This window comes from Dysgonomonas mossii (genome assembly GCF_004569505.1).
In the GTDB taxonomy this organism is placed as follows: domain Bacteria; phylum Bacteroidota; class Bacteroidia; order Bacteroidales; family Dysgonomonadaceae; genus Dysgonomonas.
Genome location: NZ_SPPK01000002.1, coordinates 18184 through 32268, shown reverse-complemented (window position 1 = coordinate 32268; position 14085 = coordinate 18184). Strand labels below are relative to the sequence as shown.

Annotated in this window: 8 protein-coding genes; 3 read left to right on the top strand and 5 right to left on the bottom strand. The window is 38.6% G+C overall.

The window, feature by feature from the left end; all coding sequences use genetic code 11:
• Window positions 1-5 precede the first annotated feature (5 nt).
• Window positions 6-1472 carry a glycoside hydrolase family 76 protein gene (locus E4T88_RS05590; protein WP_135104496.1) on the bottom strand — a complete coding sequence of 489 codons (1467 nt, stop codon included), beginning with the start codon at window positions 1470-1472 and terminating at the stop codon, window positions 6-8.
• Window positions 1473-1573: 101 nt separating this feature from the next.
• Entirely contained in the window at window positions 1574-3376 is a 1803-nt protein-coding gene (locus E4T88_RS05585) for a carboxypeptidase-like regulatory domain-containing protein (protein WP_185146732.1), read from the bottom strand.
• A 441-nt stretch (window positions 3377-3817) separates the two neighbouring features.
• On the opposite strand from E4T88_RS05585, the gene E4T88_RS05580 reads away from it, so the two are divergent.
• The gene (locus E4T88_RS05580) at window positions 3818-6313 is read left to right on the top strand and encodes a Kelch repeat-containing protein (protein WP_135104495.1); all 2496 of its coding nucleotides are present in this window, start codon (window positions 3818-3820) and stop codon (window positions 6311-6313) included.
• Window positions 6314-6412: 99 nt separating this feature from the next.
• Here the strand turns inward: E4T88_RS05580 and E4T88_RS05575 are convergent, their stop codons facing one another.
• Window positions 6413-7702 (bottom strand): UDP-N-acetylmuramoyl-tripeptide--D-alanyl-D-alanine ligase, encoded by a 1290-nt coding sequence (locus tag E4T88_RS05575; RefSeq protein ID WP_135104494.1) that lies wholly within the window; start codon window positions 7700-7702, stop codon window positions 6413-6415.
• Window positions 7703-7970: 268 nt separating this feature from the next.
• Between E4T88_RS05575 and cysK the strand changes: the two genes are divergently transcribed.
• A complete protein-coding gene (gene cysK, locus E4T88_RS05570) occupies window positions 7971-8918 on the top strand; it encodes a cysteine synthase A (protein WP_135104493.1) in 948 nt (315 codons plus the stop codon).
• Between the two features lie 92 nt (window positions 8919-9010).
• On the top strand, window positions 9011-10306 hold the full coding sequence (locus E4T88_RS05565; protein WP_135104492.1) for an O-acetylhomoserine aminocarboxypropyltransferase/cysteine synthase family protein: 1296 nt from the start codon (window positions 9011-9013) through the stop codon (window positions 10304-10306).
• Between the two features lie 91 nt (window positions 10307-10397).
• Here the strand turns inward: E4T88_RS05565 and E4T88_RS05560 are convergent, their stop codons facing one another.
• Window positions 10398-12395 carry a retaining alpha-galactosidase gene (locus E4T88_RS05560; protein ID WP_135104491.1) on the bottom strand — a complete coding sequence of 666 codons (1998 nt, stop codon included), beginning with the start codon at window positions 12393-12395 and terminating at the stop codon, window positions 10398-10400.
• 145 nt (window positions 12396-12540) lie between these two features.
• Entirely contained in the window at window positions 12541-13929 is a 1389-nt protein-coding gene (locus tag E4T88_RS05555; protein ID WP_135104490.1) for a Gfo/Idh/MocA family protein, read from the bottom strand.
• Window positions 13930-14085 lie beyond the last annotated feature (156 nt).

The window sequence follows — 14085 nt, the reverse complement described above, 5'->3', positions numbered from 1 at the left end:
GTTAGTTAATTTTTCTCCAATTCGTATCGTGCTAAGGTTGCGTATTCGGCAGCAAAAGCGAATGTAAACATCCCTTCCAGTCTGTTATTTACATTTTCGCGACTCCAACCAACCAGCAGATTTGCAGGAAGTAATCCTCTATAAAAGAAGTTATCGTATCCGTAATCCAAATTCTTCTGGAAGGTATCGATATATTGCGATGCATTTTTGTAAGATGAGTATGCATCTACATATCCACGCATCAGTACGCCATTAAACCAGTTGTTGAAACCAATCAGGTCGTAGGTATAGTATCCGGGAACATTAAGACCAAGTTTTGCAAAATATTTGAAACTTGCATCCGATAGTTTTTTTCCATCTTCCAGATATACATTTTCCCCTGTTGCACGATACAGATCGGCTGCGCCTGAAATCATCGAACCGCAATTGTACGAATAAGGAGTCCCTGTACGATCGCGCAGATTGGTGTGCTTGCGATATTTTACCCCATTTACGGTTTCGTATGCCACATCACAGTTAGGATCACAACCACCCATCATATCATGGTATACACCATCTTCACGCAAGAGGTTTGTTTTTTGCCAGTCATAAACTGCTTTAGCAAATTTCAGATAGTATTCGCTCTTTTTCACTGTTGCTGATTTACGGCTATTATCTGTAGCAATATACTTATAGGTAATCTCATCATTCTTACCTTTATATAGCTCTGACAGCCAGACTAACGGACTAACCACAGGACCGTTGCTACACGAGTGCTTTGTTACATAGCCGGGACCCCAAGGGATACCGCCATATTCTTTACCATTGCTGTCGAGAACACAGTCCCAACCATCGAGCACGTATTCTGTCAGATACTCGGCTTCTGTGAGATAAGTATTATTTCCGGTAAGCTTATATGCTTCCAGTAATTCACGTATCAGCCATTGCTGGTCGTCATATACGTTGTGTATACCCTCTACCAGTGCCGTTCCTTTGGCATTGCCTCTATCTACGCCGTATACAGACCAGTCTTTAGTCTGCGTATATGAAGTAAGACTAAATGTTCCTTTATAATACGCGGCATTGGTATACAGCTTGTTCAACAATTCGCTATAGCGGTTGAAATTCTTATCATAAAGTTCGGCTTTGCCTTTCTCCTTGTGAGCTTTCAACCCATGTAATATTGCGTTCACAGCCTCGATAGAGCTGGTGTACATCCATACACTTCCCTTTTCGTCAGAGCCGTCTCTATTCGCATTGGATTTTGTATAAGGATTATAAAATCTCGACATTGCCATTCCTTCGCCTTTGAAATGATAAAGCATTGCACTATCTACCATTTGCATAGCACGAAGGATGTTCTGCTCGGCAAGATTATCGGAAGTAATAGTTCCCGGTTTTTTGCCTCCTCCATTGTCTATTTCGGGATTATCGCTGCATGCAACGGTTATTACCAACAAAGAACAAAGAATAGTTGTTACTATTTTTTTCATTTTTTTCTATTTTTCTTGTATCTCAGTGTACTCTCTGCATAGACAATACTTTTTATAGTACTGCCTTATGCAGAGGATTCACTAAGACCACAACATTTTTATTAATTTAGATTGATACTATAGAATACCAGCTTGCTTTCGTCACCGTTGCTTTCGCCTTTGTATACACCGAACACCAATACTACATTGTTGCCGTTGAACTGTGACAGATCGTATACAAATGAAGCATAAGCTTCAGGCTCACCGGCTCCACCCGCACCGTGTTTGAATTTCCAACAGCCATCTGCGGCAGCGGAAGCCTCTTGAGCGGTATTAGATTTTGGAGCGACATGCACAACTGTTCCGTCTTCTTTGATTGCAGTCAGCTTGAAGAATGTATAGTTACCTCCAAAGGTACGAGTCTTCAATGTCAGCTGATTATTACCTGCTCCTATCGCAAACTTAGAATAGAAGTATGCTTCGGGCTCTTTGGTATTAACAGCAGTACCTGAACCTCTGGTCTTAATCAAGTAACCTTCGGAAGGGAATACTTCAGGGTCTTTATGAAGAGGAACAAAAGCCCATTCAAACGCTATATGAGAATTTTCGCGCCATGAACGATAAGCAGCTTTATAGTTATCTCTACCACCACTTACTTTACTTATTCCACTAAATGATTTCTTTGGATGTACCATCGTAGAGCGTACCATTTCTTGAGTAAGCTTCCATCCATCTACAACATCTGTTCCCGGTAACCAATCCCAGTTTTCTACTTTTTTATCAGCAAAACGGATAGCACGAAGAACTAATTGTTTCCAATAATCACCTGTTTTTTGTCTATAGATACCAACAGCCACAATCACTTCTTTACCGACATATGCACTCAAATCGAAATCATAGTCAGCATAATTACCAGAGCCATGAGTCTTTGTATCTCCTATTTTCACATTAGTAGGCTCTGCTGCGGAAAGATCGATAACCTGTACTCCAAAATAGGCTGGAGAAGCCTCATCAGCATCATGGGTACGTACTCTAAGAGAAAGAATTTTATTATCCTCTGTTATTTTTTTACTACCGTATACAAAAGAGTCAAAAACATCAAGATTAGCCGGATTGTTTCGTTCATCACCAGAATTTCGGATTTGTAATGTTGTTCCCTCATTCTGCTCATCCCAAGCTCCTCTTAAGTCAAGGGCACACATGTAATCGCCAGACCAATCCCAGTGAGGATATGCATCGCCATTACGTCCACCACGATATTCATTGTAATACCACTTATCGGCAGTTGCCAAATCTTCAGCGGTTAAACCACGCAGTAATTCAACACCGCCCATTCTGAGGTCTACTGTTGCCACTCCATCAACGAAATCACTTTCGTTTACTGTTTTGGTTATTGTTACATAGTCCGTTTTGGTAAATGTTACTGTATAAGTTCCTTTTACCAAATCTTCGATAACAAATTTACCATCACTCCCCGATGTTGCAGAAACATCAGCACTTATGCTAACAACAACTCCGGCAAGAGGTGCTCCACCATTTTTAGCATCGGTAAGCGTACCTACTATTTTAGAATCCGCATTTACCATTTTCACACTTGTAGATGCTACTTTGTTGGCATCGAATTTACCGGCAGTAATAGTTACACTAATTGTTTGAAATCCCTTCTTTGAGAATTTTACCGAATGGGAATCAATAGATACGTTCTGGGCAGTATATTTGCCATCACTTCCTGTTGTCACTGTTTCGTCTACACCCGATATGGTAACAGTAACACCACTAATAGGAGCATCCATCTCATCTAATACAATCCCCGTAACAGTGCCGTAATCGACATGTTCCGATTCATCATCACTACATGAGGTTGCTATAGATACTATGCCGCCAAGCATAGCTACGAACAGAAATGTTCGCAAAATTTTCTTCATTAAAATCATGTTATAAAAGTTAAGAGTTAACATTAATTAGAAACATCAATGTACATAGGCTGATTTTTGGTTGGTTGATTAATAGATTTTGGTTATTAAATTATTTTTCTTTCATGATATGGCTCGACATACGTATTGCCCTCTATCATTTTTACCAAAGATTGGCGCTCGAAGGTTAATTATTGGGTTAAATTTGGGTTATTAAGTAAAAAAAAACATTAATCTTATGCTTTTTACCTTATTATGTGCACATTATAAGAAATCTTAAAAAACCAGTTAAAACGGTATTAAAAGGGAATCTCTTTCTATTAAAAAGATTTTAATATCTTTATATCTTGATAAGACACCTCTACCCCTTCTCCATTTATCACAAAACAGAGTATTACAATAGAGGTCACCCGGAAACAATCTTATTAACTTGAAAATTGTATTTTCTATTCCATGAAACTGTATCTATATATATTTTTCATACTTAGTTGTTTTTATTCACAAACAGCCTTATCTCAAGGTCTAAAATTTTGTGGAGGGGAACAATCTATAGATAAAAGAACCTCTTACGATGTTTTCAAAAATTCATCCGTTGCCTTTTCCAACTATTTCAATATTGATTTCAAGATAGCTCTTTATCCTGCAAAAGAAATTGGATACATTCTTCGTATAAAAAATGAGAAATCCGATAAAATCTATAATTTATTTTATGACGGACAAGGAAGTAGTTTTGTATTCAAATTCAATGAAGAAGGACGAAGCAGCTTGATCACTGCCGAACTAAATAAAGAAGAACAGCTTGATAAGCATTGGCTCAGAATGATAATATCATTTGATCTAAAGAGTGATTCGATAAGATTAACTGTAAATGACAGAGTATTTAGAGCTGTAGCCTCAGGGCTTCCGGAAAAATACTATCCGATTATTCTCTTTGGTAAAAGCGACCACATTATCGACACTCCTTCTTTTGCAATCAAAGAACTCTCGGTTGGGAATAATGAGAAATATATATTTCCATTAAGAGAGAATGAGGGAAGTATAGTACACGATTCGAAAGGGAAGGCACTGGGAGAAGTATTAAATCCACAATGGCTGATAAATGATGCTTATCACTGGAGCTTTAAGACTTCATTCAAATCCGAAACTGTAGCCGGAGCTAACTACAACGTAAGAAAGAAAGAAATATATTATTTCAACAGGGATGCGATATCTATATATAATGTAAGATCGGGCGAAACAAGAACAAAAGTCTTCGATGAAAAATGTCCGGTAAACCTTGCTTTGGGTACAAACTTCATCGATACGAAAAACAATAGACTATATGCATATGAGGTGTATCACAATATAACGGATGAACAGCCCATGATTGCCAGTTTGAATCTGGATACCTATCAATGGACAACAGAAAGCACTGAGCGACTTCCCAGACAACTACATCATCACGGGGCTTACTACGATCCTTCAACGGATAAATACACCATATTTGGAGGATTCGGCAATATGTACTATAGTAAGAACTTTTATTGTTTCGACCTAAACGAGAGAAAATGGTCAACACTGGACGGTTTTAGCGGAGATACAATACTTCCTCGTTATTTTTCGTCAGTAGGATATCTGAAGAAAACAAATTCCATATATGTATTCGGAGGGATGGGTAACGAATCCGGCGAACAGGTGGTAGGACGAAAATATTTCTATGATCTGCATAAAGTTGATTTAAATACAAAACATATTACAAAGCTCTGGGAAATTCCATGGGATAAAAGCAATGTAGTACCTGTACGGGGAATGGTTATCCTTGATGATTCTTGTTTTTATACATTGTGTTATCCGGAGCATTTTTCGAAATCATTTTTACAATTATACCGCTTCTCGCTGAAAGACGGGAGTTATGAAATATTAGGAGACTCGATTCCGATATATTCGGATAAGATTACAACAAATGCTAATTTATATTACGACCATCAGTTAAACAACCTGTATGCAATTGTACAGGAGTTTGCCGATGATGTATCTTCCGATCTTAAAGTTTATTCGTTAGCATTCCCACCCATTACAGCAGACGATCTTACCAATTATCCCAAAGAAGAATCAGGTATTATTGTTTTAATAATTATCGGCCTAGCTTGTATATGTATCTCTATTATAGGGTATCTTCTATATCGGAGGTTTGTTCAGAAAAATAAGAACAGCAGAAATACCAGCCAAACATTCAGAACGCTGAACAACGATAAAGAACGGATTGATAAGCCTAATTCCATTTATCTATTCGGTGAGTTTACTGTACGCGATAGAAACAATAAAGATATTACCTATATGTTCAGTACAAAGCTAAGGCAAATGTTCTTTCTTGTTCTGCAATATAGTATCGAGGACGGTATCACCTCTCAACGACTTAGCAACCTCATATGGCCCGACAAACCCGAAGATAAAGTAAAAAATTCAAGAGGAGTTACTATCAATCACTTAAGGAAAGCACTAGGGGAATTGGATGGAATTGAATTTGTATATGACAAAGGCTATTTTAAAATAGTATTAACCGACGAATGTTATTGCGACTTTGTAAGATGCATTCAAATCATATCTACCGGTATAGAAGAAAACAGAGAAGAATTAATAGAGATACTAACACGTGGTAAATTCCTAAGATCTTCAGATCAGGCTCTTTTTGATACATTCAAGATAGACATGGAACATAAACTGGAACCTGTATTATTAATAGAAATCGAAAAAAGCTTTACCACAGAGGCCTATCAGACAACTATAAATCTAACAGAGGCTTTGTTCAATATAGACCCGTTGAACGACGAGGCCTTAGTTTTCCAGACCAAAGCTTTACAAAGATTAAAGCTAAATGAAGAGGCTCGCATCCGCTATCAGGCATTTGTTGTAGAATATAAGAAAACAATGGGTAGTGACTATCCTCATCCTTATAAGGATTTGATTTAAGATACTCAATCTCTATTCTGTTCAAAAAAATCAATCAAGTATATAAATAGAAAAAGATCCCCAAATGAGGATCTTCTTCTATTATATTATATTATCTTTTTATAGCATGTCAATACATTTCTCAAGTTGTACTCCCCTCGAGCCTTTGAGTAATATGTAACTATCTTCAACCGGATCTTTTTCGAGATATTCTTTCAGGTGGTCAAGATTTTTAAATCTCGGATACTTTGTTTTTACCCTGCTGAAATTATCTCCGATAAACATAACCCTGTCAAAGTTATGATCGCTTATATAATCTGCAATCTTCTGATGCTCCATATCTGTATCAGGTCCCAGCTCCTTCATATCTCCAAGGATAAGAACCTTATGATTTACATCCATATGGTCAAAATTTTCGAGAGCGGCATGCATACTTGTCGGATTGGCATTGTATGCATCTATTATAAGCATGTTTTTTTCTGTCTTTTTTAGTTGCGAGCGGTTATTAGTCGGCACATACTCCTCTATCGCTTTACATATCAAAGAAGCCTTTACCCCAAGATACTTACCAATAGTTATTGCAGCCAATGCATTAGAAAGATTGTACTCTCCTATCATATTTGTTTGCACCTTATTGCGTTTATTCCCAAATTTCCATTCCAATGCAAGGAAAGGACTGATAGATGTTACTTTTCCTGAAATAAATAAATCTTCCTCCAGTCCGTAATATATAGACGTTATCCCTTCCGACATTTCACGTAAGAGCAAATTGCTGTAGTCTATAAATATCTTCCCATCTTTGGTACTGCGGATAAATTCATACAACTCACCTTTGGCCTTCACCACATTTTCGAACGAACCAAACCCCTCGATATGTGCATGTCCCAAATTGGTAATCAGCCCATAGTTTGGCAAAGCCATCTCGGCAAGAAAGCGGATTTCACCTACATGGCTCGCTCCCATTTCCACAATCACAATCTCATGTTCTTTTTTTATCCTCAGCAAAGTTAGCGGGACTCCGATATGATTATTCAGGTTTCCCTGAGTTGCCAGCACATTATACTCCTGAGACAAAACAGAATAAATCAACTCTTTTGTAGTTGTTTTTCCGTTTGTTCCGGTGATAGCAATAATTGGCTTTTTTATAAATTGTTTCCGGTGATGGCGGGCTAATTCTTGTAGTGTTTCCAGACTGTCTTTTACTAATATTATATTCGGTCTGGTTGCGTATCTCTCTTCATCAACAACAGCATAGGCACAGCCCTGATCGATTGCTTTTTCAGCGTATTCATTCCCGTTAAAATTTGCACCTTTTAATGCAAAAAATATTGAATCTTTAGGACTATTACGTGTATCAGTTGAAATTTCCGGGTATTTCTTATATATATTATATAGATCTGATATCTCCATAGCGTTTATACAAATTTATTGTTTCCTTTCAAACGTTTATTAATGTATTACTTTTTAGATTTGTAAAGTTCCACAAGATTTGCTTAAAGCACTACGAATATACGTTAATAATTTCTATCAAACATTCTTCTTAACGTTTTTTACTTTATCAAATATCTCAGCAAAATATACCATAAACATGGTATCAAAATACCTTACTTTAGCGATTTTATATGTACCTCAAAGTATGTACCTTTGTATCAATAATTAAACAAACAAATCAACGGTTATGGGAAAAATTGCAAAAAAATTAACTGATCTTATCGGAAACACTCCGCTATTGGAGTTATCGAATTATAATAAGAAACATGGAGTAGATGCTCATGTAATTGCTAAATTGGAATACTTCAATCCGGCATCGAGCGTCAAAGACCGTATTGCCAATGCGATGATAGAAGAAGCAGAGGTATCGGGACTACTTCACCCCGACAGCGAATTGATAGAACCAACCAGTGGAAACACAGGGATAGGGCTTGCTTTTGTAGCTGCGGCAAAAGGCTATAAGCTTACATTGACAATGCCTGAAACCATGAGTATAGAGCGTAGGAATCTACTTAAAGCACTTGGTGCAAATATTGTTCTTACTCCCGGCCCCGATGGCATGAAAGGTGCTATAGCAAAAGCCGAAGAACTACAAAGACAAAACCCGAAAGGAGTTCTTCTTCAACAATTTGCGAATCCTGCAAACCCTGCAATACATAAAAAAACGACTGCTGAAGAAATCTGGCGTGACACCGATGGTAAGGTCGACATCTTTGTAGCGGGAGTTGGTACAGGCGGAACTGTAAGCGGTGTAGGTGAAGTTTTGAAAAAATACAATCCAAATGTGCAAATAGTGGCTGTAGAGCCAACAGACTCACCTGTATTATCAGGAGGTAAACCCGGCCCGCACAAAATACAAGGTATAGGAGCAGGCTTTGTTCCAAAAACATACAATGACTCTGTTGTAGATGAAATCATTCAGGTAAGCAATGACGATGCCATCCGCACAAGCCGTGAACTGGCTCGCGAAGAAGGTCTATTGGTAGGTATATCTTCAGGCGCAGCAGCGTATGCGGCTACATTGTTAGCTAAAAAACCTGAAAACAAAGGAAAGAATATCGTTGTAATTCTTCCCGATACAGGAGAGCGTTATCTGTCTACAGTATTGTATGCTTTTGAAGAATATCCACTTTAATCAACATAATACGATCTTAAAGGTTATCTTTATTTAGTTATGAGTAATTGATTTTAAAATCAATTACTCTCATTTTATAAAAACAAAAAAATATGAGCAACTATAAATTTGAAACGTTACAAGTACATGCCGGACAAGAGGTAGATCCGGTTACACGATCACGTGCTGTACCTATTTATCAAACAACGTCATACACTTTTGATGACGCACAACATGGAGCCGATTTGTTTGGACTTCGTAAATTCGGGAATATATACATTCGTCTGATGAATCCGACTACAGATGTATTTGAAAAACGTATAGCTGCTCTTGAAGGTGGAACATCTGCTCTGGCAACAGCATCAGGTCACTCCGCTCAATTTTTGGCGCTCAATAATATACTGTCACAGGGAGACAACTTCGTTACTACTTCGCATCTGTATGGTGGTACACACAATCAGTTCAAGTCACAGTTCAAACGTTTGGGAGTAGAAGCACGCTTTACACCGGATGACGAGCCGGCTTCGTTCGAAAGGCTTATTGATGACAGAACAAAAGCTCTTTATCTGGAGACAATCGGAAATCCCGATCTGAATATCCCTGATTTTGAAGCTATCGCTGCTGTAGCCGACAAATACGAAATACCACTAATTGTAGATAATACGTTCGGTGCAGGAGGTGCACTCTTCCGCCCGATAGAACATGGGGCTACCATTGTAGTAGAAAGTGCTACCAAATGGATAGGCGGACATGGAACATCTCTTGGCGGGGTGATTGTAGATAGCGGTAAGTTCAACTGGGGCAATGGTAAGTTCCCTGAATTTACAGAGCCATCCGACAGCTATCACGGACTTGTATTCTGGGATGTATTTGGAGCAAATGGTCCATTCGGTAATATCGCATTTACGATACGTGCCCGCGTAGAAGGACTTAGAGACTGGGGTAGTACGATCAGCCCGTTCAACTCATTCCTTCTCTTGCAAGGATTGGAAACACTTTCTCTTCGGGTAGAACGTCATGTGGAAAACACATTGGCTGTTGCTAAATGGTTGGAGAAACATCCGAAAGTAGAATATGTAAACTATCCGGGACTAGAAAGCAGCCCATACCACGCATTGGCTAAAAAATACTTCAAAAAAGGAGCCGGTGGTGTACTTTCTTTCAAAGTAAAAGGATCGGGAGATAATGCCGACAAAGTGATAAATTCCCTCCAACTGATAAGCCACTTGGCAAATGTAGGTGATGCTAAATCTCTCATAATCCATCCTGCAACTACAACTCACGAACAACTTTCGGACGAAGAAAGAGTTTTGGCAGGTGCTATTCCGGGATTGCTACGCTTGTCTGTGGGTATCGAAAATATTGACGATATCATCGCTGATCTGGATCAGGCGCTGAGCAATATATAAAATAAAGCCGTGATTATTTTTTTTATAAAAGAGGCTGTCTCACAAAATAGTTGAGACAGCCTCTTATCTTATAATAGAAGAATAATTGTTTTTATTTTTTTATTATTTTCACAACATAACCTCCACCCGGAGCCATTGATATTGGAAGTTTCCGATCGGCAGGAATATCTATTATTTCCTTTTTGTAGTCCTTAGCAACACGATCGGCGTTTACACCGTCTTTAAAAACTTCTCCTTTGAAGTTGCCTTCGCCCAAGAATGACAAATCCAGTTCCATAGTACGGGCATCCCAGTTTGTTAATGCACCCACATACCATGCATCTCCCTTTTGACGGGCAATGGCTACATATTTTGCAATTTCGCCATTCAAAGCAACTGTATTATCCCAAACGGTAGGTACAGCAGCGATAAACTCAGTACACTCGGGTTCTGCCATATAGTTTGACGGGCTGTCGCAAAGCATATTCAACGGAGATTCGAAAATAACATATTCAGCAAGCTGACGGCAACGTGTACCTTGGCTCATGGCTTCGTTATTCACGCTTCTGTAATTTCCTTTTGTAGCATTGCGCATCGCACCTTGCGTATAATCCATAGGCCCTGCTACCTGACGAATAAACGGAATAGTAACATCATAGGTAACCTGATCGAGATTTTCAGCCCATTTCATCTGCTCCAATCCATTTACGCCCTCAAAGTTAATCACATTAGGATATGTTCGTTGCAAACCTGTAGGCTTGTAAGTACCGTGGTAGTCTAACATCATCTTATATTTAGCAGCCGTTTCTGCACCACGACGGTGAAAATCAACAACAACCTGATCGTCCCTATCCATAAAGTCTACTTTAAAACCTTTGATTCCCATTTCACTATAATGTTTGCAAACGGCTTCCATATCACGATCGAAAGCATGAAACCCTGCCCAAAGGATAAGACCTACATTCTTCGATTTAGCATAAGCGACAAGTTCGGGCAAATTAATTTCGGGAACAACCTGAAACAGATCGGCTTTCAAATTCACAGCCCATCCCTCATCCAGAATCACATATTCTATACCATATTTAGATGCGAAGTCTATATAATATTTATACGTCTGATTGTTCACTCCTGTCTTGAAATCTACATTATAAAGGTTCCAATCGTTCCACCAGTCCCATGCTACCTTACCCGGTTTTACCCAAGAATAGTCACCCTGAGACGGTGTTGCCAGCTTGTACACCATATCACTATCTGCCAGATCTGAATCTTTTTCAGAAACTATTACCACACGCCAAGGGAAATTTGTAGCACCATCAAATTTTGCAAGGAAATTTTCACGAGATTTTACAACCATTTGCAGATTGTTGTGTCCTCCTTGTTCTACATCTTTCGGATACGGTGCAAAAATCCCTTTCAGAATATTGGCTTTATCTCCCGGATATAAGAACATTCCCGGATAATTAAGAAGGTCAGCTTCTACAATGCAAACCTTTTTGCCCTTTACTCCCTCTACTACCAAAGGGCTTATGGCAAGTCTTTTCTTATTCCACTCAGACAAAAGATTATGAACATACGGTTGTTCGAATGAATTGAAGAATTGTTCTTCAAAAGACGCCGATTCATATTTATTCGTATAATTGATAAAAGCTTTGCTGTCTGCAGGAAAATTAAACTCAACCTGTTCGCCTTGTACTGCAAAAGGCTTTTTAGACGCAGACACAAAACGGTAAGCAATACCATCGTCATATGCTCTAAAGAGAATACTGTGATCTTTAAATTTGAGCGTAAGCTCATTATAATTATCTTTTATCTGTTTACGTTTATATACCTGAGCACTAATTATCTGATTTACGCTCTTTGTAGATGACCCCGACAACTTCGCGTCTTTTCCATAGAAAGTTCCGTCACTGAGTGACATGGAAATTGTAGACTTGTCGAGCATAAGATCGCCGTTATGCAAAACAGAATAATCGATTGTTTTACCTACATTAATTACAGCTTCCAGCTTACCATTCGGAGATTTAAGATTAAATAACTTCTGGGCTGATACTGTCATTGAAAACAGAGCCGTGCAAAATACGGCTAAAATAATCAAGTAATTTTTTTTCATAAGTATATTTAAGTTTAGAATATAGAGAGATCACTCCCTTTTGCTAAAATAATTCTTTTTTAAAGTTTACCTCTACCCCTTTTCACTAAAATGAATACCGACAACTCCTTTTCCTTTATCCTTTTATAAAGGTCTACGAAGGGACTTACTGAGCAAATTTCAATCCTTTTATTTTATTCCACCCTCCACGTGTGAAGTCGGGAATCTCTACAGGAACTGAATTATTGTCGAGCGAAATTTCCGTTAATGGTATCAGGCTGCACCATTCGGCAAGGTCATACACATCCATATCGAGCGGAAGTCCCCTTTGAAGACAGTATATCAGACGATAGTCCATTATGAAGTCCATTCCTCCGTGCCCTCCGACTTTCTTAGCCAGATCTTCTATATCTTTTGCTATAGGGTGTTTATATTTCTCCATCAATGCCACTTGCACATCTTCGGGGACGAAGCTGTGAGCCGTCAGGTTTTCATGATTCTTGGTCAATTCAGGGTCAAGCTCTTCACTGTCTAATGCATATCCTTCTATCGGGTATTTGTTCGCAAACCCCTTTGTCCCGGTAAGCTGATACATACGGTTGTATGGACGAGGTGATGTTACGTTATGCTCTATCAATATCGATTTCCCATTCTCTGTTCCAATCATAGTGGTGGTATGATCTCCATTGCGAAAACCTTTTACTTCTTCATTTCTATTCTTTTTCAAAAATTCGGGATTGCCTATCGCCTTCGTATCCATCGCAACCAAATAATTCAGTTTGTCGCCACGGTGTATATTCATTGCCTGACATACAGGTCCAAGTCCGTGCGTAGGATACACATCACCTCGGTGAGCTTTATTAAAGTCCATGCGCCAGTCGTTCCAGTACTCATCCCAATATGGTTGTAAACCATGAATATAAGCACCTTCTCCATGAATCACTTCACCCAACAATCCTTGCTGTACCATATTTAGGGTTGTGAGTTCGAAGAAATCATATACGCAATTTTCTAATTGCATGCAATGCTTTCTGGTTTGCTCGGAGGTGTTGATCAATCCCCATATTTCATCCATTGTTACAGCAGCGGGAACTTCAATTGCCACATGCTTGCCGTCTTTCATCGCCTGAATACCTATTTTTGCATGCGACAACCAGTCTGTTGCCACATAAACAAGATCTACATTGGGAAGGGCTGTAACCTTACGCCACACAGAGGTGTCTCCATAAAACTCCTGAGCTTTAGGAAGGCCTTTTTCTTGTAGCATTTTATTTACTTTCTCTGTATTTTTTTGCTCTACATCACACAATGCAACAACCTCCACTCCCGGAATATAAGTCATTCGGTTCACAGCTCCGGGGCCTCGCATGCCTAAGCCGATGAATGCTACACGCACCACAGGTAAGAGTTCGGTTCTCAACTCGAGTACATCTGTTTGTCCTGCCGGACGCTCTTGAACAGGAGTTTTCAATAAGAGAGATTGTTCTTTAGGTTGCTGAGCTACACAGTTAAACGACAACAAACATGAAGAAAATAAAATAATGATTTTTTTCATGGTGAATATTTTATGTTTAAAATATTTTACTTCAAGGTTTATATTTACAGATTAAAGATTAATCTTCTATTTTCTGAATATAAGGAAGGTATAAAGATAAGGGAAATCTTACATATTATTTTCTTAATTAACATTTAAGCCTGAAAATATATCATA